Annotated in this window: 22 protein-coding genes; 17 read left to right on the forward strand and 5 right to left on the reverse strand. The window is 61.0% G+C overall.

The genetic code is table 11. The features are described 5' to 3' along the window. The first annotated feature begins 29 nt into the window (after nucleotides 1-29). From HU725_RS18560 to HU725_RS18590, 7 genes are all read left to right on the forward strand, one after another. Nucleotides 30-1622 carry an ABC transporter substrate-binding protein gene (locus tag HU725_RS18560; RefSeq protein WP_186477681.1) on the forward strand — a complete coding sequence of 531 codons (1593 nt, stop codon included), beginning with the start codon at nucleotides 30-32 and terminating at the stop codon, nucleotides 1620-1622. 201 nt (nucleotides 1623-1823) lie between these two features. Continuing rightward, nucleotides 1824-3203: an OprD family porin gene (locus tag HU725_RS18565; RefSeq protein ID WP_186477680.1), complete on the forward strand. Its 1380-nt coding sequence runs from the start codon at nucleotides 1824-1826 to the stop codon at nucleotides 3201-3203. A gap of 73 nt (nucleotides 3204-3276) precedes the next feature. Next, nucleotides 3277-4872, forward strand: coding sequence for an ABC transporter substrate-binding protein (locus HU725_RS18570; protein ID WP_186477679.1), 1596 nt, complete (start codon nucleotides 3277-3279; stop codon nucleotides 4870-4872). 74 nt (nucleotides 4873-4946) lie between these two features. Next, nucleotides 4947-5957 carry an ABC transporter permease subunit gene (locus tag HU725_RS18575; RefSeq protein ID WP_060480376.1) on the forward strand — a complete coding sequence of 337 codons (1011 nt, stop codon included), beginning with the start codon at nucleotides 4947-4949 and terminating at the stop codon, nucleotides 5955-5957. Nucleotides 5958-5967: 10 nt separating this feature from the next. Beyond that, on the forward strand, nucleotides 5968-6894 hold the full coding sequence (locus tag HU725_RS18580; RefSeq protein WP_060480377.1) for an ABC transporter permease subunit: 927 nt from the start codon (nucleotides 5968-5970) through the stop codon (nucleotides 6892-6894). A 10-nt stretch (nucleotides 6895-6904) separates the two neighbouring features. Further along, on the forward strand, nucleotides 6905-7873 hold the full coding sequence (locus HU725_RS18585) for an ABC transporter ATP-binding protein (RefSeq protein WP_186477678.1): 969 nt from the start codon (nucleotides 6905-6907) through the stop codon (nucleotides 7871-7873). Beyond that, nucleotides 7873-8841 carry a peptide ABC transporter ATP-binding protein gene (locus HU725_RS18590; protein ID WP_186477677.1) on the forward strand — a complete coding sequence of 323 codons (969 nt, stop codon included), beginning with the start codon at nucleotides 7873-7875 and terminating at the stop codon, nucleotides 8839-8841. Before HU725_RS18585 ends, HU725_RS18590 begins: the two co-directional genes overlap by 1 nt. Before the next feature lie 131 nt (nucleotides 8842-8972). On the opposite strand, the gene HU725_RS18595 is transcribed toward HU725_RS18590, so the two are convergent. Next, nucleotides 8973-9872 carry a hypothetical protein gene (locus HU725_RS18595; RefSeq protein WP_186477676.1) on the reverse strand — a complete coding sequence of 300 codons (900 nt, stop codon included), beginning with the start codon at nucleotides 9870-9872 and terminating at the stop codon, nucleotides 8973-8975. Nucleotides 9873-10086: 214 nt separating this feature from the next. On the opposite strand from HU725_RS18595, the gene HU725_RS18600 reads away from it, so the two are divergent. The 4 genes from HU725_RS18600 (at nucleotide 10087) to HU725_RS18615 (ending at nucleotide 13860) form a co-directional block, all read left to right on the forward strand. Beyond that, nucleotides 10087-10887: a helix-turn-helix domain-containing protein gene (locus tag HU725_RS18600; protein WP_186477675.1), complete on the forward strand. Its 801-nt coding sequence runs from the start codon at nucleotides 10087-10089 to the stop codon at nucleotides 10885-10887. Between the two features lie 62 nt (nucleotides 10888-10949). Continuing rightward, the gene (locus HU725_RS18605) at nucleotides 10950-12356 is read left to right on the forward strand and encodes an NAD(P)/FAD-dependent oxidoreductase (protein ID WP_186477674.1); all 1407 of its coding nucleotides are present in this window, start codon (nucleotides 10950-10952) and stop codon (nucleotides 12354-12356) included. 31 nt (nucleotides 12357-12387) lie between these two features. Further along, on the forward strand, nucleotides 12388-12729 hold the full coding sequence (locus tag HU725_RS18610) for a cupin domain-containing protein (protein ID WP_060480513.1): 342 nt from the start codon (nucleotides 12388-12390) through the stop codon (nucleotides 12727-12729). A 51-nt stretch (nucleotides 12730-12780) separates the two neighbouring features. Continuing rightward, nucleotides 12781-13860 (forward strand): polyamine ABC transporter substrate-binding protein, encoded by a 1080-nt coding sequence (locus tag HU725_RS18615; protein ID WP_186477673.1) that lies wholly within the window; start codon nucleotides 12781-12783, stop codon nucleotides 13858-13860. 118 nt (nucleotides 13861-13978) lie between these two features. On the opposite strand, the gene HU725_RS18620 is transcribed toward HU725_RS18615, so the two are convergent. Continuing rightward, the gene (locus tag HU725_RS18620; RefSeq protein WP_186477672.1) at nucleotides 13979-15562 is read right to left on the reverse strand and encodes a peptide chain release factor 3; all 1584 of its coding nucleotides are present in this window, start codon (nucleotides 15560-15562) and stop codon (nucleotides 13979-13981) included. Nucleotides 15563-15669: 107 nt separating this feature from the next. Continuing rightward, a complete protein-coding gene (locus tag HU725_RS18625; RefSeq protein WP_186477671.1) occupies nucleotides 15670-16239 on the reverse strand; it encodes a hypothetical protein in 570 nt (189 codons plus the stop codon). A 363-nt stretch (nucleotides 16240-16602) separates the two neighbouring features. Between HU725_RS18625 and HU725_RS18630 the strand changes: the two genes are divergently transcribed. The 5 genes from HU725_RS18630 (at nucleotide 16603) to HU725_RS18650 (ending at nucleotide 21700) form a co-directional block, all read left to right on the forward strand. Continuing rightward, on the forward strand, nucleotides 16603-17316 hold the full coding sequence (locus HU725_RS18630; RefSeq protein ID WP_186477670.1) for an ABC transporter permease: 714 nt from the start codon (nucleotides 16603-16605) through the stop codon (nucleotides 17314-17316). A 13-nt stretch (nucleotides 17317-17329) separates the two neighbouring features. Beyond that, nucleotides 17330-18244, forward strand: coding sequence for a glycine betaine ABC transporter substrate-binding protein (locus HU725_RS18635; protein WP_186477669.1), 915 nt, complete (start codon nucleotides 17330-17332; stop codon nucleotides 18242-18244). Beyond that, a complete protein-coding gene (locus tag HU725_RS18640; protein WP_060480507.1) occupies nucleotides 18241-18894 on the forward strand; it encodes an ABC transporter permease in 654 nt (217 codons plus the stop codon). Before HU725_RS18635 ends, HU725_RS18640 begins: the two co-directional genes overlap by 4 nt. Further along, entirely contained in the window at nucleotides 18891-20048 is a 1158-nt protein-coding gene (locus HU725_RS18645; protein ID WP_186477668.1) for an osmoprotectant ABC transporter ATP-binding protein OsmV, read from the forward strand. The genes HU725_RS18640 and HU725_RS18645 overlap by 4 nt, the downstream gene beginning before the upstream one ends. Before the next feature lie 488 nt (nucleotides 20049-20536). After that, nucleotides 20537-21700, forward strand: a complete 1164-nt coding sequence (locus HU725_RS18650; RefSeq protein ID WP_186477667.1) for a type III PLP-dependent enzyme — start codon at nucleotides 20537-20539, stop codon at nucleotides 21698-21700. 153 nt (nucleotides 21701-21853) lie between these two features. Here the strand turns inward: HU725_RS18650 and HU725_RS18655 are convergent, their stop codons facing one another. Continuing rightward, nucleotides 21854-22612, reverse strand: a complete 759-nt coding sequence (locus HU725_RS18655) for a tetratricopeptide repeat protein (RefSeq protein WP_186477666.1) — start codon at nucleotides 22610-22612, stop codon at nucleotides 21854-21856. Nucleotides 22613-22615: 3 nt separating this feature from the next. Continuing rightward, nucleotides 22616-23296, reverse strand: a complete 681-nt coding sequence (locus HU725_RS18660; protein ID WP_186477665.1) for a Fe2+-dependent dioxygenase — start codon at nucleotides 23294-23296, stop codon at nucleotides 22616-22618. A gap of 218 nt (nucleotides 23297-23514) precedes the next feature. Here HU725_RS18660 and HU725_RS18665 point away from each other — a divergent pair, with 218 nt between their 5' ends. Continuing rightward, a complete protein-coding gene (locus HU725_RS18665; RefSeq protein ID WP_186477664.1) occupies nucleotides 23515-25803 on the forward strand; it encodes a TonB-dependent receptor in 2289 nt (762 codons plus the stop codon). Nucleotides 25804-25884: the final 81 nt, after the last annotated feature.

Below are 25884 nucleotides of genomic sequence, written 5' to 3' on the forward strand. Positions count from 1 at the left end.
CGGCGTAAGCAGCTGGAAAAGGAACCGCCATGCGCCCTGTCATCTATCGCTCGACCCTGCTCGCTCTCGGCCTGCTGAGCCAGGCCACTGCCGTGCAGGCCAAGAACCTGGTGTTCTGCTCCGAAGGCAGCCCGGCTGGCTTCGACACCGCGCAGTACACCAGCGCCACCGATAACGACGCTGCTGAGCCGATCTACAACCGCCTGGTGGAATTCGAACGCGGCGGCACGGCGGTGCAACCGGCTCTGGCGACGAAATGGGAAGTTTCCGACGATGGCCTGCGCTACACCTTCCACCTGCGCCAAGGGGTGAAGTTCCACGCCAACAAGGCATTCACACCAACCCGTGACTTCAACGCCGACGACGTGTTGTTCACCTTCAACCGCATGCTCGACAGGGAACAACCGTTCCGTAAGGCTTACCCGACCGAATTCCCATACTTCGTCAGCATGGGCTTGGACAAGAACATTGCAAAGGTCGAGAAGACCGGCCCGATGACCGTGGTGTTCACCCTGAACAAGGTGGACGCAGCCTTCGTCCAGAACCTGGCGATGAGCTTCGCCTCGATATTGTCCGCCGAGTATGCAGGGCAACTGTTGGCCAGCGGGCGGCCCAGCGACATCAACCAGCAGCCGATCGGCACCGGGCCGTTCGTGTTCCAGCGCTACCAGAAGGACTCGCAGATTCGCTTCAAAGGAAACCAGGATTACTGGGCACCGGATGAGGTGAAAATCGACAACCTGGTGTTCTCGATCAACACCGACCCGTCGGTGCGCATTCAGAAGCTGCGCCGCAACGAATGCCAGGTCACCTTGCACCCACGCCCGGCCGACCTGCCTGCGCTCAAGGCCGACGCCAAGCTGCAGGTCATGCAACAGCCAGGCTTCAACCTCGGCTACATCGCCTACAACACCCAGCACCCGCCGTTCGACCGCCTGGAGGTGCGTCAGGCCATGGATATGGCGGTGAACAAGCAGGCCATTTTACAGGCGGTGTATCAGGCCTCTGGCCAACTGGCAGTCAATGCCATGCCGCCGACACAGTGGTCTTACGACAGTAGCCTCAAGGACGCACCCTTCGACCCGGAAAAAGCCAAACAACTGCTACAGCAAGCCGGGGTCGAGCCAGGCACCGAGATCACCTTGTGGGCCATGCCCGTGCAGCGGCCTTACAACCCCAACGCCAAGCTGATGGCCGAAATGCTCCAGGCGGACTGGAACAAGCTCGGCTTCAAGGTGCGCATCGTCAGCTACGAATGGGGCGAGTACTTGAAGCGTATGAAAAGCGGTGAGCACGACGTCGCACTGATCGGCTGGACCGGTGACAACGGCGACCCGGACAACTGGCTGGGCACCCTGTACAGCTGCGACGCCATCGGCAGCAACAACTACTCGCTGTGGTGCGACCCGCAGTACGACAGCCTGGTCAAGCGGGCCAAGCAGGTCACCGACCGCCAACAGCGTACTGCCCTCTACCAGCAGGCCCAGCAGCGCCTGAAGCAGCAGGTGCCGATCACCCCCGTGGCGCACTCCACGGTCAACCAGCCGCTGAGCATCAAGGTGGCAGATTTCAAGGTCAGCCCGTTCGGGCGTAATGACTTTTCCGGCGTGAGTGTCGATTAGCCCCTAGCCCCTGGCGCCGCTTCGCAGGTCACCCGACTGCAACGGGTAAGACTGTAGGCGCGGCTTTACCCGCGAAAAGGCCAGCACAGCCAACGCAAGGCCCCGATTTGGCCCGGCGACCCCGGGCAACTCTGGCAACACCGCAACAAGCCGGCCCACAAGGCCAGGCATAACTAGAAGAACAGAAAGGGAGTTTAAATCTTGAGACTATTCACCTTGACCGCTTTGGCGTTATCCATCGGCAGCTTTTCTGCCGTAGCCCAGGCCGACCCGCAGAGCCAGCAATACCTACCGCTGAGCCTCAAAACCACCAGCGAACAAGACCAGGCCACAGGCTTTGTCGAAGGCCAAAGCCTGTCCGGCAGCACCCGCAACTGGTACGCCCATGAACGCGCGACCCGCGCGCCACTGTGGAAGTACTACAAAGGTGACGGCACCCGCCACGACACCCACAGCCGCAACAACTGGGTGCAGGGCAGCATCCTCAATTACAGCTCGGGCTTCACCCAAGGCACCATCGGCTTTGCCGTAGAGGCTGCCGGCTACAACGCCATCGCCCTGGAGCAAGGCCGGGCCGCGATCGCCGGGCCGAACAACCGCACCCTGACCCACAGCGACGGCGACCCCATTGGCCAGTGGAGCAAGATGGGCCTGGCCAACGTCAAGGCGCGCCTGTCCAATACCACCCTGACGGTCGGCCGCCAGTCGGTGGACACACCGATGATCGCCTACATCGGCAACCGTGCCCTGCCCTCGAGCTTTCAAGGGGCATTTGTGCACAGCGCCGAGTTCGACAACCTGTCGATCGACCTGGGCACCTTCGACCGTGTATCGCCACGTACCGAACAGAGCCTGAGCAAATTCCGTAGTGAATACAGCGCTACGGGCGTGGAAACCGACCGCGCCAGCACCGCCGGGGTCAACTACCAGCCCTTCAAGAGCCTGACCACCAGCCTCTACACCACCCACGTCAATGATTTCTGGAACCAGTACTACTTCGGTGCCAGCCACGTGCTGGGCGACAGCGCAGTGTTGGCGCTGACCACTGGCCTGAACTACTACAAGACCGTGGATACCGGCAGCAAGAAGATGGGCGATATCGACAACGATACCTACAGCTTGTCGCTGGGCCTGACCCATCAGGCGCACACCCTCACTGCGTCTTGGCAGCAGGTCAACGGCAACGAGTACTTCGACTACCTGCATGAAACCAACGGCATCTTCTTGGCCAACTCGCTGCTGTCGGACTTCAACGGCCCCAACGAGAAATCCCTGCAGCTGTCCTACGTGCTGAACATGGCGCCCTACGGCGTTCCAGGCCTGAAATTCAACCTGTACAACGCCCGTGGCTGGGGCATCGACGGCACTCATTACCGAGGCACCGCCTACGACGTCAACGGCCTGGACGGTGAAACCCACTACGAGTGGGGTATCGGCACCAGTTACGCAGTGCAGAGTGGGCCGCTGAAGGACACCAGCATCCGCGCCACCTATACCGCCCATCGCGCCAGCAAGGCCCAGGGCGATGGCAGCCTGGACGAGTTCCGGCTGGTGACCACCATTCCATTCAACATTCTCTGACCGATGGCGCCACGGCCCGCTTCGAGCCGGGCCGTGGCGGCTACGCTGGAATCAATGCAAGCAGGGAGTATCCATGACATCGCTACCGCTTCGCGCTGCCCTGGCAGCGGTCATCCTCGGCGTCGCCGGCAACCTTGCGGCCAAGCCGTTGGTGGTGTGCACCGAGGCCAGCCCGGAAGGCTTCGACGTGGTCCAGTACACCACGGCGGTGACTTCAGACGCTTCGGCTGAAACGCTGTTCAACCGCCTGGTCGACTTCAAGCCTGGGACCACTGACCTGCAGCCGGCCTTGGCCGAACGCTGGGACATATCCGCCGACGGCCTGACCTACACCTTTCACCTGCGCCAAGGGGTGAAGTTCCATACCACTGACTACTTCAAGCCAAGCCGAGACTTCAACGCCGACGATGTGCTGTGGAGCCTGAACCGCCAGCTCGACCCCAAGCACCCGTGGCACGGCAAAACCAGCGTGGGTTATCCCTACTTCGAGAGCATGTCCTTCAAGCAATTGCTCAAGTCGGTGGAAAAGACCGACGACCATACCGTGGTCATTACCCTGACTCGTCCCGAAGCCCCGTTCCTGCGTGATATGGCCATGGCCTTCACCTCGATCTATTCCGCCGAATATGGTGACCAACTGCTCAAAGCCGGCAAGACCGGCGACCTCAACAGCAAGCCGATCGGCACTGGCCCGTTCATCTTCCAGCGCTACAACAAGGACGCCCAGGTGCGCTTCAAGCCCAACCCGGACTACTTCCGTGGCAAGCCGCCAAGCGACGCGCTGATCTTCGCCATCGCCACCGACAGCAATGTGCGCCTGCAGAAGCTGCGCGCCAATGAATGCCAGGTAGCGCTTTACCCCAAGCCGGACGATGTAGCGTCGATCAAGGCCGACCCGTCGCTGAAAGTGGCCGAGATGGAAGCCTTGGTCACCGGCTACATCGCCATGAACACCCAGCACAAGTACCTGAGCGACGTTCGCGTGCGCAAAGCCATCAACATGGCCTTCGACCGCCAGACCCATGTCGATCAACTGTTCGGCAAAGGCAACGCGCTGGTCGGGGTGAACCCGTACCCGCCGACCATGATCGGCTACAACACCGAGAACAAGAACCCGCCGCGCGACCTTGCCAAGGCCCGCGAACTGCTCCAGCAAGCCGGCGTACCCGAAGGTACGGTGATCACCCTGTTCACCCGCAACGGCGGCGGCCCGACCAACCCCAACCCGCGCCTGTCCGCCGAAATGCTCCAGTCCGACCTCAAGCAGATTGGCCTGAAGCTGGACATCCGCGTGATGGAGTGGGCCGAAATGCTGCGCCGGGCCAAGAACGGCGAAGCGGACCTGGTGTCCACCGGCTGGGCCGGCGACAACGGTGACCCGGACAACTTCCTTTCGCCGCTGCTCAGTTGCGAAGCCGCCAAAAACGGTGAGAACTATGCACGCTGGTGCAATGCCAAATTCCAGGAACTGATCACTCGCGCCCGCGAAGTGATCGACAACGACGAGCGCGCCCGGCTCTATGCCGAGGCTTTGAAGGTGTACGATGACGATCAACCCTGGATCAGCATGGCCCATCCGAAGATGTTCACCGCCATGCGTGACAACGTGGAGGGGTATGTGATCAACCCTCTGACCAACAACAACTTCGCCACCACCAAGGTGAAGTAGAACAACAACGATCGCCGGGAACCCAAACGGGCACCGGCGGCACTGCGTGACCCGCTGATGAGGTATCCCCGACAATGTTGAGTTTTATTGCCCGGCGCCTGGGCTTGCTGATACCGACCTTCTTCGGTATCACCTTGCTGACCTTCGCGCTCATACGCCTGATCCCCGGCGACCCCGTGGAAGTGATGATGGGCGAGCGCAGGGTCGACCCTGAAATGCACGCCCAGGCCATGGAGCGCCTGGGGCTGAACAAGCCCCTCCCGGCCCAGTACCTGGACTACGTCGGCAAGCTGGCCCAGGGCGATTTGGGTGAATCGCTGCGTACGCGTGAAAGCGTGTGGCGCGAGTTTCTCACCCTGTTCCCTGCCACATTGGAGCTGGCCTTGGCCGCCCTGCTGTTTGCCGGCATCGTCGGCCTGCTGGCCGGGGTGATCGCCGCGCTCAAGCGCGGGTCGCTGTTCGATCACGGGGTAATGGGCATCTCGCTGGCAGGCTATTCCATGCCGATCTTCTGGTGGGGCCTGATCTTGATCATGTTCTTCTCCGTCAGCCTGGGCTGGACGCCAGTGTCCGGGCGCATCGACCTGCTCTATGACATCGAACCGAAAACCGGCTTCATGCTCATCGATACCCTGCTCAGCGACGAGGAGGGTGCATTCAAGGATGCCGTGATGCACCTGATTTTGCCGGCCATTGTGCTAGGCACCATTCCTTTGGCGGTGATTGCCCGCATGACCCGTTCGTCGATGCTCGAAGTGCTGCGCGAAGACTATATCCGCACCGCCCGCGCCAAGGGCCTGTCGCCCGCCCGCGTGGTGTTCGTGCATGGCCTGCGCAACGCACTGATCCCAGTGCTGACGGTGTTCGGCCTGCAGGTGGGTACGCTGTTGGCCGGCGCGGTACTGACCGAAACCATCTTTTCCTGGCCGGGCATTGGCAAGTGGCTGATCGAAGCCATCGGCGCCCGTGACTACCCCGTGGTCCAGAACGGCATCCTGTTGATCGCCTGCCTGGTGATCCTGGTCAACTTCGTCGTGGATATTCTCTACGGCCTGGCCAACCCACGCATCCGTCATCAGCGCTGAGGCCTTTGCCATGACTAGTCCGATTGCTAAATCCGTCGCACCGGCCAGCCCGGTGGACCAAAGCCTGCTGTACCCCTCGCCGTACAAAGAATTCTGGCACGCCTTCGCCCGCAACAAGGGCGCGGTGATGGGCCTGGCCTTCATGTGCCTGGTGGTGTTCTGCGCGTTGTTTGCGCCCTGGGTTGCACCCCATGACCCGAGCGAGCAGTACCGGGACTTTCTGCTGACCCCGCCAGTGTGGCTCGAGGGCGGCACCTGGCAGTTCATCCTCGGCACCGATGAGCTGGGCCGCGACCTGCTGTCGCGGCTGATCCAGGGTGCACGGCTGTCGCTGCTGATCGGCCTTTCTTCGGTGGTGATGTCGCTGATCCCTGGCATATTGCTGGGCTTGCTGGCCGGCTTCTTCCCGCAGCTACTCGGCCCGTCGATCATGCGCCTGATGGATGTGATGCTGGCCTTGCCCTCGCTGCTGCTGGCAGTGGCCATCGTCGCGATTCTCGGCCCAGGGCTGATCAATACCGTCATCGCCATCGCCGTGGTGTCCTTGCCGTCTTATGTGCGCCTGACCCGCGCAGCGGTGATGGGCGAGTTGAACCGCGACTATGTCACCGCTGCACGTCTGGCCGGTGCCAGCCTGCCACGGCTGATGTTCGTCACCGTGCTGCCAAACTGCATGGCGCCGCTGATCGTGCAGGCCACCTTGAGCTTCTCGTCGGCGATTCTCGATGCCGCCGCCCTGGGCTTTCTGGGCCTTGGCGTGCAACCGCCGACACCGGAATGGGGCACCATGCTGGCCTCGGCCCGTGACTACATCGAGCGCGCCTGGTGGGTGGTGAGCCTGCCTGGCTTGACCATTCTGCTCAGTGTGCTGGCAATCAACCTGATGGGCGACGGCCTGCGCGATGCGCTGGACCCGAAACTCAAGAACGCCGCCTGAGGAGAACGCCATGTCACTGTTGCAAATCAACAACCTGAACGTGCGCTTCGGCGAGGCCGACGCGGTGCCAGTGGTCGATGGGCTTGACCTGAAAGTCGAGGCCGGCGAAATCCTGGCCATCGTCGGCGAGTCTGGCTCGGGCAAATCGGTCACCATGATGGCGCTGATGGGCCTGATCGACGCGCCCGGGCGTATCACCGCCGATGCCCTGACCTTCGATGGCACCGACATGCTCAAGCTCAGCGGCCGCCAGCGGCGCAAGGTGGTGGGCAAGGATATCGCCATGGTCTTCCAGGACCCGATGACCGCGCTCAACCCCAGTTACACCGTCGGTTACCAGATCGAGGAAGTGCTGCGCCAGCACCTGGGCCTCAAGGGCAAGGCCGCCCGCCAGCGGGCTCTGGAGCTACTGCAGAAGGTCGAAATCCCGGCCGCCGAAAGCCGCCTGGATGCCTACCCCCACCAGCTGTCCGGGGGCATGAGCCAGCGTGTGGCCATCGCCATGGCCATTGCCGGCGAACCCAAGCTGCTGATCGCCGACGAACCCACCACTGCACTGGATGTGACCATCCAGGCACAGATCATGGAGCTGCTGGTGAACCTGCAGCAAGAGCGCAACATGGCGCTGATCCTGATCACCCACGACCTTGCCGTGGTGGCAGAAACGGCAAAACGGGTATGCGTGATGTATGCCGGCCAGGCCGTGGAAGTGGGCCAGGTGCCGGAATTGTTCGAAGTACCCGCCCACCCTTACAGTGAAGCGCTGCTGGCGGCGATCCCCGAGCACAGCATCGGTGCCGAGCGCCTGGCTACCTTGCCGGGCATCGTCCCTGGTCGCTACGACCGCCCCGCTGGCTGCCTGCTGTCGCCGCGCTGCCCGTACGTGCAGGACAATTGCCGGCGCCAGCGCCCTGCCCTCGAGCCGCAGGCCCATAGCTTGGTGCGTTGCTTCTATCCGCTGAACCAGGAGGTGGCGTGATGGCCGTCGTTCTCACTGCCCGGGACCTGACCCGGCACTATGAAGTTTCCCGCGGGCTGTTCAAGGGCCGTGCCCTGGTGCGCGCGCTCAATGGCGTGTCGTTCGAGCTGGAAGCAGGCAAGACCCTGGCCGTGGTCGGAGAGTCGGGCTGTGGCAAGTCCACCCTGGCCCGAGCCCTGACACTCATCGAGGAGCCTTCTTCGGGCTCGCTGCAAATTGATGGCACCGAGGTGAACGGCGCCAGCAAGGCTGAACGCAAACAGCTGCGCCGTGATGTGCAGATGGTATTCCAAAGCCCCTACGCCTCGCTCAACCCACGCCAGAAGATCGGTGACCAACTGGCCGAGCCGCTGCTGATCAACACCTCCCTGAGCAAAGCCGAACGGCGCGATAAAGTGCAAAAGATGATGGAGCAGGTGGGGCTGCGTCCTGAGCACTATCAGCGATACCCGCACATGTTCTCAGGGGGCCAGCGCCAGCGCATCGCGTTGGCCCGGGCAATGATGCTGCAGCCCAAGGTGCTGGTGGCCGACGAGCCGACGTCGGCGCTGGACGTGTCGATCCAGGCCCAGGTGCTGAACCTGTTCATGGACTTGCAGAAGGAGTTCAATACCGCCTACGTGTTCATCTCGCACAACTTGGCGGTGGTGCGACACGTGGCCGATCAGGTGCTGGTGATGTACCTGGGGCGCCCGGCGGAAATGGGGCCCAAGGCGGATATCTACGACAAGCCGCTGCACCCGTATACCCAGGCGCTGCTGTCGGCGACGCCGGCGATCCACCCGGACCCGCTCAAGCCGAAGATACGCATAGCGGGAGAATTGCCCAACCCGCTGAGCCCGCCCGACGGCTGTGCTTTCCACAAACGCTGCCCTTACGCCACCGAACGCTGTGCCACTGAGGTGCCTGCGCTGCGGCAGGTGGGCACGCGATCGGTGGCTTGCCATTATGCGGAGCAGTTTCTTTAGTGCGTAACCATTGAAAAGGGCCGCTAAGCGGCCCTTTTTATTTAGTGCATGAAGATCGCAATAAGGATGATGACCGGAATAGGTACACCAAGCATCCATAGCAGTATCGAGCGCATGTCAGTTCTCCTTGCTTATCGTTGAATGGTGCGATGAGCGACGTATTCGCCTTCCATCCACTGCACGTGATCACGGCGACGGCCGCCATAAAGGGCTGCCAGGCTGGCGAAGAACGCCCCGCACAGCAGTGCTACGAAGGTCCACAGGGCGGTCCAGGCGGCAACTTTGGCAGCGGTATCTGCCGCTTGCTTGGCCTTCATTTTGAGCTCTTGCACCTGAGCGATCACCTGGTCCACACGTGCCTCAGCTTCCGGCTGAGTAAGGCGAGTACGCTGAGCTACCAATTGAGCAAGGTAGGTGCGGTCTTCTGGGGTCAGAGCACCGTCACCGGCCACGCCTTTGGCCAGAATGCGGGCGGCCACGCCATTGGCGGCGTCTTCGCTGACTGGCGCAGGGCCGTCACCGCGGAACAGGCTGTCGACGAAGTAGCCCATCGAATCTTTGTCAGCATTGGCAGCGGCGGCGCCACCTGCGGCAGCGGTCATGCCTACCGCTTGGGAGGCAGCACTGGCACCAGCACCCACCAGATTACCGGCGGTACCCAGTACCAACATCGCAGCTACCAGCGTCGAGACTGCCCAGGCCAGAAAACCATGTGCCGTGTCGCGGAAGTACACTTCATCGCCATGCAGGTTCGCCCACTTGGCCCGCAGACGCCCCGCCATGTAGCCACCAAGGCCAGAGGCGATGATCTGCGTCAGCAGCAACCAGACAATCGTAGAGATGCCCAATGCTTTGGCGCTGGCACCTTCGTCGGCCCAGGGTGAAGTGGCTGCAAAGCCCAGCCCCGCACCCAGTACAACCAGGATCAGGGACAACGCGGCGGCAGCAGCAGCGCCTGCGAAAATCGCAGCCCAGGAAACACCTGAGCGGCTTTGCGTATCGACAACTGAGTAATCGGCAGAGGGGATCATGATGTGGTCGCCTATGTATGTTGTTAGCGAGAATTCCATTCGCGCAATAACAGTTGCAGGCGCTGTGCCACTCTTTACAAAAAGTTACCGCCTTTAAAATCAATAAGTTATAAAAACCTGTGAATAATTGACCGTGCAAAATGCGCGAGTGGGTGTTCGGCATCAGGTGTTCTGCAATATTCTGGCGGCGATACAGGCAAGGCATGAACGGCCGATGACACTTCAAGATGGCCCCACCCAGACCCCTATCACCGCCGAGATCGTGCTGCGCTACCACCTGTGCTGGAAGCATCGCGACCTGGAAGGTGTGCTCGCGCTGTATCACCCTGACGTCCAGTACCACGACTTTTTTCAGAACCGTGTACTGGGGTATCGCGAGCTGCGTGACTATGTGCGCGCCAGCCTGCCACACGAAGCCGGCGAAGACATCGTCCATAGCGACCGCATTCGTGTGGACGGTTGCACTGCCTTCATTCAGTACCAGGTCACGGTGCAGGGCGGCGATGGCCTGGTGGCGTTTCAGTCCAGCGAGGCGATCACCGTCAAGGATGGGTTGATCTGGCAGGTAAATGAATACGCCACTCTGGTACGTCAGCACGGCAACGGCCCGGCCAGCTGCGGCCCTCGCCCAGCCACTAGCCGCCTGGGGCTCTCGCCCCGTCAGTTGTCGACCATGGCCCAAGACCTGGAGCACTACTTCCAGCGCCAACGCCCTTACCTTGACCCAGAGCTGGACCTGCAACAAGTCGCCGATGCCAGCGGCTACAGCCGCAACCAGATCTCGTACTTGCTCAATCAGGTGCTGGGGCAAAGCTTCTACCGCTACGTCAACCAGGCACGCCTGCAGCATCTGATGGCGCGCTTGAATGAGGGCAGCGCCGTGGCGACCATCGACGAGCTGGCGTTCAATGCCGGTTTCAATTCGCTTTCGGCATTCTATAAATGCTTCCGCGAACACACAGGCCTCACCCCAAAAGCTTACTTGAAGCAAAATTCTCTGCGTGCACGCACGTAAGACAGGCGCCAGCCGCCCCTACTAGCATCGCCACAGACTTGTACGAATGTGGAGCAAAACCGATGCAATCGCTGCGCACGCTCAGCCTGTGGATGGACCAGCTTGACGAGCCTTTGTGCGCGCGCCCGGCCCTGCGCCAGGACCTGGATGTAGATGTTTGCATCATCGGTGCCGGCTACACCGGCCTGTGGACCGCCTACTATCTCAAACGCCAGGCCCCGCACCTGAACATTGCCGTGATCGAAGCCAACATTGCAGGTTTCGGCGCCTCGGGGCGCAATGGCGGCTGGCTGATGGGCAATTTGCTCGGCGAAGACCGCTTGCTGGGTACCGTCTCGGCGCAGCATCGCCGCGCCAGCATCGATTTGCTCCACGGCATCCCCGATGAAGTACACAGCGTGCTGCAGCGCGAAGGCATCGACTGCGATTACCGCAAAGCTGGGGTGCTGTACTGTGCAGCGCGCTACCCTGAGCAGGAGCGCAGCCTGCGTGCCTACCTCGATGACCTGTATCGCCAAGGCATGACCGAGCAAGACTACTGCTGGCTACGCCCTGAGCAGTTGGACGCGCAACTGCGTATCAGCAATGCCTACGGCGCTATCTACAGCCCGCATACCGCGACCATTCAACCGGCCAAGCTGGTGCGTGGCCTGGCCCGGGCCGTGGAAAGGCTCGGGGTGACGATCTACGAGAACACCCCGGCCATTGACTGGCAGCCGGGTGAAGTTCGCTCGCACTTGGCCCGCATCCGCTGCCAGTGGGTGGTGCCGGCGGTCGAAGGGTACGCCGCCAGCCTGCCGCCGCTAGGCAAACACCAGTTGCCGGTGCAGAGCCTGCTGGTGGCCACAGAACCCCTACCAGAATCCATTTGGGAACAGATCGGCCTGGCCCAGGGGCAGGCTTTCAGCGAGAGCAGCCGCCAAGTGACCTACGGCCAGCGCACCGCCGACAATCGCCTGGTGTTTGGCGCTCGGGGTGGCTACCGCTTTGGCGGCCGCCTGCGGGAGAATTTCAACCTCCAGCCAGATGAAATCGAACTGCGTCGTTATCTGTTCGGTGAGCTGTTCCCACAACTACGGCACGTGCGCATCACCCATACCTGGGGCGGCAACCTGGGCATGGCGCGGCGTTTTCATCCGCACATGTTGTGCGATCGCCAGCGCGGCATCGCCTTGTCAGGCGGCTATGGCGGCGAAGGGGTCGGCGCCACCAACCTCGGTGGCCGCACCCTGGCGGCTTTGATCCTCAATCAGCATAACCAACTGACTGCCCAGCCCTGGGTGCTCGACAACCGCCCGCTGTCCAGCTTGGCCAGCTGGCCGCCCGAGCCCTGTCGCTGGCTGGGGTACAACGCGATCATCAAAAGCTTCGTCCACGAGGATCGGACCCTCGCCAACCCCGCCAGCGCGCCTTGGAGGCGGCGCCTGGCCAGCTCGCTCGCGGACTTCATGGAAGGCTTCATGCACTGACTACCCTTTCTCGACACAGGATCCACCGGTCATGAGCATCACCCAGTTCAAACACACAGACAGTGCCGTGCTCGAAAGCTGCAACCCCGTTGCGGTGCCGCTTGGCGACACCGTGGCCGTGACATCGGTCACCTGCGTGGAACGCAGCGACGGCGTGGAAACCGGCATCTGGGAGTGCACCCCAGGGCGCTGGCGTCGGCAGATCGTGCAACAGGAGTTCTGCCACTTCATCAAAGGCCGCTGCACCTTCACCCCAGACGGTGGCGAGCCCCTGGTCATAGAAGCCGGAGATGCACTGATGCTACCGGCCAACAGCACTGGCACCTGGGATATCCAGGAGACCGTGCGCAAGACCTACGTCCTGATTTTCTGATCCGCTGATCGCCTGCCTTCGATAACAACAGACAAAGCAAGGTAACCCGATATGCGTACGCTTCTGATCGCCCCACTGATGCTGGCCGCCAGCGTGGCCAGTGCCGCCGAAACCGTGAAGATCTACAACTGGTCCAGCTACGTGGCGCCCGATACGTTGAAGAACTTCCAACAAGCCACTGGCATCGTGCCAACTTATGACGTCTACGACAGCAACGAAACCCTCGACGGCAAGCTGATGACCGGCAACTCCGGCTACGATGTGGTATTCCCCTCCAACCACTTCATGGCCCGGCAGATCCAAGGCAAAGCGCTCAAGCGCCTGGACAAGTCGCAGCTGCCCAACTGGCAGAACCTCAACCCGGTGCTGCTCAAGGCGCTGGAGGGCAATGACCCTGGCAATCAGTATGGTTTTCCGTACCTGTGGGGCAGCACCGGCATTGGCTACAACATCGACAAGGTCAAGGCTGTGCTGGGCGACAACGCCCCAGTGGATTCCTGGGACCTGATCTTCAAGCCTGAGTACATGAGCAAGCTTAAAAGCTGTGGTGTAGCGGTGCTGGACAATGGCCCTGAACTGCTGCCGATCGCCCTTCACTACCTTGGGCTGCCGCACCATAGCAAGAACCCGGCCGACTATGACAAAGCCAAGGCGCTGCTGATGCAGGTGCGACCCTATATCAGCTATTTCCACTCGTCCAAATACACAGGCGACCTGGCAAATGGCGATATCTGCGTGGTGGTGGGTTTCTCGGGCGATGTGCTGCAGGCCAAGAACCGCGCCGAAGAGGCGAAGAACGGGGTGAAGGTGGGTTACTCGATCCCTAAGGAGGGTGCGCCCATGTGGTTCGACATGGTCGCCATGCCGGCCGATGCCCCGGATGAGAAGGCGGGGTACGCCTACATGAATTACCTGTTGCAGCCGCAAGTGATGGCCAACATCAGTAACTACGTGCAGTACGCCAACGGCAACCTCAAGGCCGATGGCCTGGTGGACCCGGCGATGAAGGGCAATAGCATGATCTACCCGAGTGAGGAGGTGATGGGCAAGCTGTATGCCCTTGAGGCGATGCCAGCGAAGATCGACCGCATTCGCACGCGGATCTGGGCCAGCATCAAGGCTGGTAACTGATCAACTTTAGGAAACTGGTCATCAGTGGGGCGGGTTAACCTGCAAATGCGTCGGTGAGTTCACCCTCGCAATTGCAGGTTGACCCGCGCCTACAGCGGGTCTGGATAGACCTTGGTAATCAGTGGTGCTCGCGGGTCGCGCGGAACTTGATGTCTGGCCAGCGCTCTTCCATCAGCGACAGGTTGACGCGGGTCGGCGCCAGATAGGTCAGGTGGCCGCCACCATCGATGGCCAGGTTTTCCATGGCCTTGTTCTGGAATTCCTCAAGCTTCTTCTTATCATCGCAAGCGATCCAGCGGGCCGACCACACGGTGATCGGCTCGTAGGCGCATTCAACCTTGTACTCTTCCTTCAGGCGGCTGGCGACCACGTCGAACTGCAGCACACCGACTGCACCGAGAATGATGTCGTTGCTGCGCTCGGGGAAGAACACCTGGGTCGCGCCCTCTTCCGCCAACTGTTGCAAGCCCTGACGCAGCTGTTTGGATTTCAGAGGGTCCTTCAGGCGCACCCGGCGGAACAGCTCTGGGGCGAAGTGAGGGATGCCGGTGAAGCCCAGCGCTTCGCCTTCGGTGAACGTATCGCCAATCTGAATGGTGCCGTGGTTGTGCAGGCCAATGATGTCGCCGGCGTAGGCCTCTTCCAGTTGCTCACGCTCGGAGCTGAAGAAGGTCAGTGCATCGCCGATGCGCAGGTCTTTGTTCAGACGTACATGGCGCATCTTCATGCCCTTCTCGTACTTGCCCGAGCAAATGCGCATGAAGGCGATGCGGTCGCGGTGCTTGGGGTCCATGTTCGCCTGGATCTTGAACACGAAACCTGTGAACTTCTCTTCAACGGGCTCGACGGTGCGCTCATGGGCGACACGACCCAACGGGCGAGGCGCCCAATCGACTACAGCGTCCAGCACATGGTCGACACCGAAGTTACCCAATGCCGTACCGAAGAATACCGGGGTCAGCTGGCCGTCGATGAACTCTTGCTGGTTGAACTCGTGGCAGGCTCCCTGCACCAGCTCCAGTTGTTCGACGAACGATTCGTACTGATCGCCCAGGTGCGCGCGGGCCTCGTCGGAGTCCAGCTTCTCGATGATCTTGGCTTCGGTACGTTCATGGCCATGGCCTGGGGTGTAGACCACGATGTAGTCCCCGGTCAGGTGATACACGCCTTTGAAGTCGCGGTAGCAGCCGATAGGCCAGGTGATCGGCGCGGCCTTGATCTTAAGAACCGCCTCGATCTCGTCGAGCAGTTCGATCGGGTCACGGATGTCCCGGTCGAGTTTGTTGATGAAGCTGACGATCGGCGTGTCGCGCAGGCGGCAAACGTCCATCAGGGCAATGGTTCGTGGCTCAACCCCTTTACCACCGTCGAGCACCATCAGTGCCGAGTCCACTGCAGTCAGGGTGCGGTAGGTGTCCTCGGAGAAGTCTTCGTGGCCGGGGGTGTCGAGCAGGTTGATCATGTGCTCGCGGTACGGGAACTGCATCACCGAGGTGGTGATGGAGATGCCGCGCTGTTTCTCCATTTCCATCCAGTCGGAAGTGGCGTGGCGGTCGGACTTGCGCGACTTCACGGTACCGGCGACGGCAATGGCCTTGCCCATCAGCAGCAGCTTCTCGGTGATGGTGGTCTTACCGGCGTCGGGGTGGGAAATGATTGCGAAAGTGCGGCGCTTCGCGACTTCGGCGGCCTGGTTGGTCATGGGAAATCGCCTGACTGAGGATCGAAAAGGGGCAGTATCATACCCGAATCCGCAGGCAGACCAAAGCACCGGCGCGCCGCCTGTTGAGGCGACACACCGGTTGCGGATCAGTGGTCGTCCAGCAACTCTTCACCGATGTCGGTGATTTCAAGCCGCAGGTCCAGCACCGGCCCACCGTGGGAAACCGCGTACGCCATCCACTGGTCAGCCACCTCGGTACGGCCGTAGCCACAAAGGGCAAGGTTGGTTGGCGTCCAGATCTGCGCTTCGATGTGCTGGCCTGGCGCCAAGTCATCGCCAACACTGACGAATTCATCATCCTGCAGGGTCATGACGCTCCACAGGCGGTCAGTGGCGGTTGGCTCCTTGTAGAGCTTCGCGTAGCCGTTATTGGTCAGTTCAAGGTTGCGCACCTTGGTGTTGAAATCCCGCCCGGTGCGACGGCTCCACGACTGAATGTCGTAGTAACGCATGCCGTGCTCATCTTCCATGCAGCGAAACCAAAGGCGATGCGGCTCACGCCCCGCCACAGGCGTGATGATCATGTAGTCGTCGGCCGTGAAGGCAGCTCGTCCATCCTTTTCGGCCAATTTGGCGAAATTCAGATACCCCTCAAGCGTCGGGGTGATAGAGGCGACATGCGCCACGAACGATCGGTCATACACATGATTGAACATTTTCAGCTCCTGTAAGCGACTTAAATCAGGTTTTTCAACCGCTTGTCGGCATAGCCGACACCCTTGATTTGAAAGGCCTGGGGCGCTGCGAAGCAGTGGGAATATTTGTGCGGGAAGGAAATCGGCGCTGGCCAAATGCCGCCTCAAATGGGAACCTTTGCGCCCACGGAGACGTCCATTCCCCTGCAACCCGCTTCGCTTGGGGACTGGTTTCATCAGCATTTTCGGGCCCGACGGGGTTCGGCTCATGGCTTGAACGCAGCCTTCGGTTGCCTCTTGCTGCTATTCGCGAACACACCACCCGCCGCCAGCATTGGCCGGCATCAAAGAAGTGTGCTCGCCGACAAAACAAGGAGTCCGCCTGTGGCTAAACGCTACGGAAAAGGGCTGTTGGGATGCGCCACCGTGCTCATCATCCTGGCCCTGCTGGTCCACTGGATCGGCATCGATACGATCGTGCGATATCGCGACGATCTTCAGTTCTACCTGCAAGCGCACCTGATACTGGTGCTGGCTTCGATGGCGGCGGCGCTGGCCGTGGGCATCCCCGCCGGCATTGCCTTGAGTCGACCGCACCGGGTCGACAAAGCCGAGCGCTTCATGCAGTTCTTCAACGTAGGCAACACCATCCCCCCGCTGGCCGTACTGGCCATTGCTCTGAGTATCCTCGGCATCGGTGCCGGGCCTGCGATCTTCGCGCTGTTCCTCGCCTCCCTCCTGCCCATCGTGCGCAACACCTACGAGGGCCTCAAGAACGTCCCCGCCTCACTCAAGGAAGCCGCCACCGGCATCGGCATGACACCGCGCCAGCAGCTCTGGCAAGTGGAACTACCTAATGCTGTGCCGATCATCGTCGGCGGTGTGCGGGTGGCCTTGGCGCTGAACGTCGGTACCGCGCCCCTGGCGTTTCTGATCGGTGCCAACAGCCTTGGCAGCCTGATCTTCCCCGGCATCGCCCTGAACAACCAGCCACAACTGTTGCTGGGTGCAGCCTGCACCGCGCTGCTGGCCCTGATTCTGGATGCGGCAGTGAGTTTTGCCAGCAAGCGCTGGCTGGAACGCGGCCTGGCTGGTTAACGAGAGGGAAACCATGAAGAAGAAAATCGCCTTGCTGCTGGGCGCGGCACTGCTGTTCGCAGGTTTTGCCCAGGCAGCGGAGAAACCGCTGATTCGCATCGGCGCGCGGGTGTTCACCGAGCAGACCGTGCTTGCCGAAATCACCGCGCAATACCTGCGTGCCAACGGCTTCGACGTACGCGTCACCAACGGCCTTGGCAGTAGCCTGGCACGCCAGGCACAAGAGACCGGGCAGCTCGATCTGATGTGGGAATACACCGGTGTTTCGCTGGTGTCCTACAACCACATCGAAGAACGCATGCCCAGTGCAGAGGCCACCTACGCCAAGGTCAAGGCGCTGGATGCGAAGAAGGACCTGATCTGGCTGACGCCGTCGAAGTTCAGCAATACCTACGCTTTGGGCCTGCCCAAAGAGGTGGCTGAGGCTTACCCACAGGTCAACACCATCAGCGACCTCAACCAGGTACTGCGTGATGAAAGCGACCGCAACCACTTGGTTGCCCTGGACACCGAATTCGCCAACCGGCCGGATGGCCTCGTGGGCCTCAAGCAGATGTACGACCTGCAAGTGGGGCGCGCCAATATCCGCCAGATGGATGCCGGCCTGGTCTATACCGCGATGCACAACAACCAGGTGTTTGCAGGCTTGGTGTACACCACCGACGGCCGCCTGAGCGCCTTCAAGATCAAGCTGCTCGAAGACGACAAGCACTACTTCCCCGATTACACCGCCGCCCCGGTGGTGCGCAAACAGATCATCGACGCCAACCCGAAACTGGTGGCGCTGCTCAAGCCACTGGCCGAACAGCTCGATGACGAAACCATGCGTCAGCTCAACGCCAAGGTCGATGTCCAGCACCAGAGCCCGACCAGCGTGGCCGCTGCCTTCCTGCGCGAGCACCCCTTGAACAGCGAGGTACAGCCATGAACCTGTTTGACACGTTCGCCCATCTTGACTGGGCCTTGGTGCTGCAGCTGACCTGGCAGCACATCATGCTGGTGGGCGTGGCGGTGGGCCTTGCGATTATCGTCGGGGTGCCGCTGGGCATTCTGATGACCCGCTTCCCGGTGGTCGCCGGCCCTTTGCAAGCCAGTGCCACGGTGCTGCTGACCATCCCGTCGATCGCGCTGTTTGGCTTGCTGCTGCCGTTCTACTCCAAGTTCGGCCAAGGACTCGGCCCACTGCCCGCGATCACCGCAGTGTTTCTTTATTCGCTGCTGCCGATCCTGCGCAACACCTACCTCGCCCTGACCAACGTCGAGCCCGGTATCCGTGAGGCGGCGCGGGGGATCGGCATGACCTTCGGCCAGCGCCTGCGCATGGTCGAGCTGCCCATCGCCGTGCCCGTGATCCTCGCCGGCGTGCGCACCGCCGTGGTGATGAACATCGGCGTCATGACCATCGCCGCCACCATTGGCGCCGGCGGCCTGGGGGTGCTCATTCTCACCTCAATCAGCCGCAGCGACATGTCGATGCTGCTGGTCGGCGCTGTGCTGGTCAGCCTGCTGGCGATCATCGCCGACCTGCTCCTGCAAACCCTGCAACGTGCCCTGACTCCAGAAGGACTGCGCTCATGATCGAACTGAAGAACCTCAGCAAAACCTTCAACGTCAACGGCAAGGACGTCAAAGCCGTCGACGCGGTAAGCCTCACCGTCAATGAAGGCGAAATCTGCGTGTTCCTCGGCCCGTCGGGCTGCGGCAAGAGCACCACGTTGAAGATGATCAACCGCCTGATCACGCCCACCTCCGGGCAGGTGTTCATCAATGGCGAAGACACCAGCGCGCTGGACGAAGTGACCCTGCGCCGGCACATCGGCTACGTAATCCAGCAAATCGGCCTGTTCCCCAACATGACCATCGAGGAGAACATCACCGTGGTCCCGCGCCTGCTCGGCTGGGACAAGCAAAAGTGCCGTGAGCGCGCCCGTGAGCTGATGCACATGATCAAGCTAGAACCCAAGCAGTACCTGCAGCGCTATCCGCGCGAGCTTTCCGGTGGCCAGCAGCAGCGCATCGGGGTGATCCGCGCGCTGGCAGCCGAAGCACCGGTATTGCTGATGGACGAGCCGTTCGGCGCAGTCGACCCGATTAACCGCGAGATGATCCAGAACGAGTTCTTCGAAATGCAGCGGGCGCTGAACAAGACCGTGATCATGGTCAGCCACGACATTGACGAGGCGATCAAGCTCGGCGACAAGATCGCCATTTTCCGCGCGGGTAAACTGCTCCAGCTCGACCACCCGGATACCCTGCTGGCGCACCCTGTGGATGATTTCGTGAGCAACTTCGTCGGCCAGGACAGCACCCTCAAGCGCCTGCTGCTGGTGCGCGCCGAAGATGCCGCAGACAACGCGCCATCGGTCAGCCCGCAAACCCCGGTCAATGATGCCCTGGAGCTGCTCGATGAGCATGACCGTCGTTATGTAGTGGTGACCGACGGGCAGAACAAGGCACTGGGTTACGTACGCCGCCGCGACATGCACCGCCAGCAAGGCACCTGCGGCGACTTCCTGCGCCCGTTCAACGCCACTGCATCGCACGACGAGCATCTGCGTATCCTGCTGTCGCGGATGTACGAGTTCAACCGTGCCTGGTTGCCGGTGCTGGACGCTGAGCAGGTATTCCTTGGCGAGGTCACACAGGAGTCGATTGCCGCTTACCTGAGCTCCGGGCGCTCACGTGGGGCGAAGACCAGCATTGTTTCGCCTGCCGAGGTCGCAGCTTCCTGACGGCATCATCCAGGCTTAGATGGCAGTGATTCTCATGGACGAGCACTGTCCGCCTGTCGGTAACAAAAAATTTATGAGTCATTTTCTGCACGCCGGTCCCAGAAAACCGTGGCCATAAATATGAACACCAAAGCCTCCTCCCCGTGTGCTGTCGCTCCCGGCCGCACCGGCAAAACCCTGTAGGAGCGGGTTAACCCGCGAAGGTGCCAACTCGCTCCATTCCACAATTTTTTACGCTTGAAAGTGCCAGGGGAACATCAGCTGGTCATGCGAGTCGGTTATTCAGTGGGAAGGGTGCCGTTCCACGACGATCACGCCCGGATTGCCTGTTGATTCTGCATTCTTCACGCCCTAAAGTGCGCGCCGAACGTCCATGCTGGAAACGATCCATCCGGCTCAAGTACTGAGTAGGCGAACCAAAGTGGGGATACGGAGGACGTTCAGTTGCAGCCACTTATTCTTTCAGTTTGCCCATGGAGTCCCTGAGCATGTCGATCCAGGTCGAAGACTATTTCGCACGTGACACCTTCCAGAAAATGAAGGCGTTCGCCGACAAGCAGGAAACCCCGTTCGTACTCATCGATACCCAGATGATCAGCAAGGCCTACGACGACCTGCGCGCAGGTTTCGAATTCGCCAAGGTGTACTACGCGGTCAAGGCCAACCCCGCCGTCGAGATCATCGACCTGCTCAAAGAAAAAGGCTCGAGCTTCGACATCGCCTCGATCTACGAGCTGGACAAAGTGATGAGCCGTGGCGTCAGTGCCGACCGGATCAGCTACGGCAACACCATCAAGAAATCCAAGGACATTCGCTACTTCTACGAGAAGGGTGTGCGCCTGTACGCCACCGACTCGGAAGCGGACCTGCGCAACATCGCCAAAGCCGCGCCGGGCTCTAAGGTCTACGTGCGCATCCTTACCGAAGGCTCGACCACGGCCGACTGGCCGCTGTCGCGCAAATTCGGCTGCCAGACCGACATGGCCATGGACCTGCTGATTCTCGCCCGTGATTTGGGCCTGGTGCCTTACGGCATTTCCTTCCACGTAGGCTCCCAGCAGCGCGACATCAGCGTGTGGGATGCGGCCATCGCCAAGGTCAAGGTGATCTTCGAGCGCCTGAAGGAAGAAGACGGCATCGAGCTTAAGCTGATCAACATGGGTGGCGGCTTCCCGGCCAACTACATCACCCGCACCAACAGCCTCGAAACCTATGCCGAAGAGATCATCCGCTTCCTGAAGGAAGACTTTGGTGACGACCTGCCGGAGATCATCCTTGAGCCTGGCCGTTCGCTGATCGCCAACGCCGGCATCCTGGTCAGTGAAGTGGTGCTGGTGGCACGCAAATCGCGCACCGCCGTCGAGCGCTGGATCTACACCGATGTGGGCAAGTTCTCCGGCCTGATCGAAACCATGGACGAAGCCATCAAGTTCCCGATCTGGACCGAGAAGAAAGGCGAAGCCGAAGAAGTGGTCATCGCCGGCCCGACCTGTGACAGCGCCGACATCATGTACGAGAACTACAAATACGGCCTGCCGCTGAACCTGGCCATTGGTGACCGCCTGTACTGGCTGTCGACCGGTGCCTACACGACCAGCTACAGCGCAGTTGAATTCAACGGCTTCCCGCCGCTGAAGGCTTACTACCTGTAAAGCCAAACGGGGCTTGAAGGCTAATGCCATTCAGTTGAGGCTGATGCTTTGAGCGTTAGGCCATAGGCCGCAAAATCCGATACCGGTGATCTGGTGTCGGATTTTTTTTGGCTTGGTTTTAGCCTTTTGGTGGCAGTGAGATCGAGCGCCGCCTTACAACGTGCTGCGCTCGACCTGCTGCAACCGCTCGGCATAGCGGGCTGCGTAAGACATCAACATCGGCCCCGCGCCCTGCAAGGTCACCAAGGCACTGCGCAGAAAATTCAGGTTGCCCTCCAACCGCGCCCGTTCCAGCCAGGTCCCAGCCTCGGCCAACTCGCCACGCTCGGCCAACACCATGGCCAGGCTGAACATGCCGCGAAAATCCCCCGCCTCAGCCGACCGCCGATACCAGCGCACCGCCCGTGCCGGGCTTGGCGCGGTGGCGATGCCATGCTCCAAATAGCGCCCATAGAGGTTCATCGACTTGGCATGGCCCAACAGCGCGGCCTTCTCGTAACAGATCAGCGCCTGGGCTTGATTGACCGGCAGCCCACGCCCAGTTGCGAGCATGTTGCCAAGGTTATAGAGGCCCCAATCGAGCCCTGCATCGGCGGCCTGCGCATAATGAATGGCCGCTAGTGCATCATTCACCTCGCCTCCCCAGCCCTGCTCGTGGCAACGACCGAGCATGTTATGCGCCATGGCATTGCCGCCCTGAGCTGCAATGGCGAACCAGCGCCGGGCCACACGTGCATCCTGCTCGATGCCAAGGCCATCGAGCAGGATTTGCCCAAGCAGCAACTGCGCCTCGACCATGCCCTGCCCCGCTGCCGCCAGAATTGCCTGGGCCGCCTTGCCAGGGCTGTGTTGGAGCATCGCCTGCAGGCCGGCAGCATCCACCACTTCTTCACGCCGTAACTGATAGGACACGGTTTAGACCTCGGCCCAGCGGCGCAGCAAGTTATGGTAAGTGCCTGTCAGTTGCAGCAAGGATGGATGGTCTGGCACGTCGACGGTGAGTTGCTGGATGGCATTGTCCATCTCGAAGAGCAGCGCACGCTGGCTGTCCTCGCGCACCAGGCTCTGGGTCCAGAAGGATGCCGCATAGCGCACGCCACGGGTCACCGGGTTGACCTTGTGCAAACTGGTGCCGGGGTACAACACAAGGTCACCGGCTGCAAGCTTGACCTGTTGCTCGCCATAGGTGTCCTGAATCACCAGCTCTCCACCGTCGTAGCTGGCTGGGTCGCTGAGGAACAGGGTCGAGGACAGATCGGTGCGCACTCGTTCGGCGCTGCCTTTGGGCTGGCGCAGCGCATTGTCGATGTGGAAACCGAAATTCCCGCCCTCGCGGTAGCAGTTGATCAGCGGCGGGAACACCTTGTGTGGCAGCGCCGCCGACATGAACTGGGGGCTTTGCCACAAGCGATCGATCAGCGCACTGCCGATTTCCTTGGCCAGGGCATGGCCTTCTGGCAATTGCAGGTTGTGCTTGGCCTTGGCCGACTGAAAACCGGCCGTGGCCTTGCCATCTGCCCAGTCGGCCTGCTCCAGCGCTACGCGAATGCGAGCCAGCTCTTGAGCATCGAACACCCCTGGAATATGAAGCAACATGCGACGGCACCGTTAAGAACTGTAAGATTTCGATGATATTGATTCCCTTTTACACTGCACAAGCCCTGACTGGGCTTACACGTTTCAGTGTCGCTAAAACGTAAAGAGAATATGTAAAGATTGTAAATTTCTAGCGAATGGTAACGAGTCTCAATTGTGCCTTACAAATCCTTACATTAACATCCGCGGCCTTCACACCTTGGGGAAGGTCCAGCGCAATGCCAAACGTACCATCTGCAGTAAGCTCACCACGCTCGATCGTAACCGCCATCGGCTTAGCCCTCGGCGCGTCCGGCGCCTATGCTGCCGACCCGGTCGCCAGCACTGCCTTGACCCTCGACGCCACCAGCGTCAAGGGTAAAGCTGAGCAAGCCAGCACCGATTACCAAGTAGAGCGTGCCTCCTCGCAGAAGTACACCGCACCGCTGGTGGACACCCCGCGCTCGGTCACCGTCATCCCGCAACAAGTCATCAAGGACACCAATGCCCTGACCCTGCAGGACGCGCTGCGTACCGTACCGGGAATAACGTTTGGTGCTGGCGAAGGCGGCAACCCGCAAGGCGACCGCCCGTTCATCCGCGGTTTCGACGCCCAAGGCGACACCTACCTGGATGGCGTGCGTGATACCGGCGCCCAGAGCCGGGAAATCTTCGCCATCGAATCGGTCGAAGTGGCCAAGGGTCCGAACTCGGCGATTGGTGGTCGTGGTGCCGCAGGCGGTACCATCAACCTGGTCAGCAAACGTGCCCACCTGGGCAATTCGCTCGACGGCGCCTGGACCTGGGGCAGTGACCAGACCCAGCGTTACACCCTCGATGGCAACTACCAGTTCAGTGACACCGCCGCCGGGCGCCTGAACCTGATGACCCACGACAGCAACGTCGCCGGCCGCGACAAGGTCAACTACGACCGCTGGGGTATCGCACCCTCGCTGGCCTTTGGGTTGGGCACGCCCACCCGCGTCAACCTTGACTACTACCACCTGGAAAGCGACGACCTGCCTGACTCGGGCATTCCCTACAGCATCCCGGCAGGTGGCAGCAACGCACGCACCTCTGCTCACCCGAGCAAGCCCTACGACGGTGGCGACAGCGACAACTTCTACGGCCTGACCGACCGCGATTTTCGCAAGACCCGCGTCGATATCGCCACCTTCGCCATCGAGCACGACCTTAGCGACACCCTGACGGTGAAAAACACCCTGCGCCATGGCAACAGCATGCAGGACTACATCCTCACCCAGCCCGATGACAGCAAGGGCAACGTCAACAACGGCAGCGTCTGGCGCCGCGCCAACACACGGGTTGGCAATACCGCCACCACAACCAACCAGACCGACCTGTTCGGCGAGTTCTACCTGGCCGGGCTGAAGAACAGCTTCTCCACCGGAGTGGAACTGAGCCGCGAAGAAAGCCAGCGCTCGTCCTACACCGTCAACACCGATACCGTGCCAGGCGGCGCCGCCAACACCAACTGCACCCCAGGCATGATCGGCGCCAGCAGTGGCTATAACTGCACCTCGCTGAGCAATCCGAACCCGGACGACCCGTGGAGCGGCAGCATCGCCCGCAACTACGCTGGCACCACCACCAACAGCAAGACCCGTGCACTTTACGTATTCGACACGCTGGAACTGACGCCGCAGTGGCTGCTGAACATGGGCCTGCGCTACGACCACTTCGATACCGACTACAAAACCTACAACGCAGCAGGCACTACGACCGCCAAGGGCCAGGACACCAGTGAGTTCGTCACCGGCCAGTTAGGGCTGGTGTGGAAGCCTGCCGAAAACGGCAGCATCTATGTGTCCTATGCCACCTCTGCAACGCCACCTGGCGCGATGCTCGGCGAAGGCACCGAAGGCAACCCACTGCCAGGCACTCCTGATCGCAGCGGTAACTTGCTCAGCAGCGACCTGGAGCCCGAAGAAACCACAAACTACGAGATCGGCACCAAGTGGGACCTGCTCAACGAGCGCCTGTCCCTGGCCGCCGCGCTATTCCGTACCGAGAAGGAAAACGCCCGCGTACAGGTAGGCACTACCAGCTACGAAAACGTTGGTGAAACCCGCGTGCAGGGCATCGAGTTGTCGGCCAGCGGCAAAATAACCGACAAGTGGCAGGTATTTGCTGGCTACACCTACATGCAAGCGCGCCAGATCGATGGTGGGCCCATTGGCGGGGTCAACGATGGCAACCAACTGCCAAACACCCCCAACAACAGCGCCAGCCTGTGGACCACTTACTCGATCACGCCAAAGCTGACCGTTGGCGGCGGCGCATTCTATATGGATGAGGTCTACGGCAACGTGGCCAATACCACGGTAGTAGACAGTTACGTGCGCTACGACGCCATGGCCGCCTACAAGCTGACCAAGAACGTCGACCTGCAACTGAACGTGCAGAACCTGACCAACGAGGTGTATTACGACAAGGCCTTCTCTACTCACTTCGCCAATCAGGCAGCGGGCAGGACCGCATTGCTGACCACCAGCGTCCACTTCTGAAGATCCGAAGCCCAGCCCCGTTCACTCCAGTGAGCGGGGTTTTTGCGTATCAAGGCATAATCCCCGCCGCATAGAGGGCGG

The organism is Pseudomonas promysalinigenes (genome assembly GCF_014269025.2).
Lineage (GTDB): Bacteria > Pseudomonadota > Gammaproteobacteria > Pseudomonadales > Pseudomonadaceae > Aquipseudomonas > Aquipseudomonas promysalinigenes.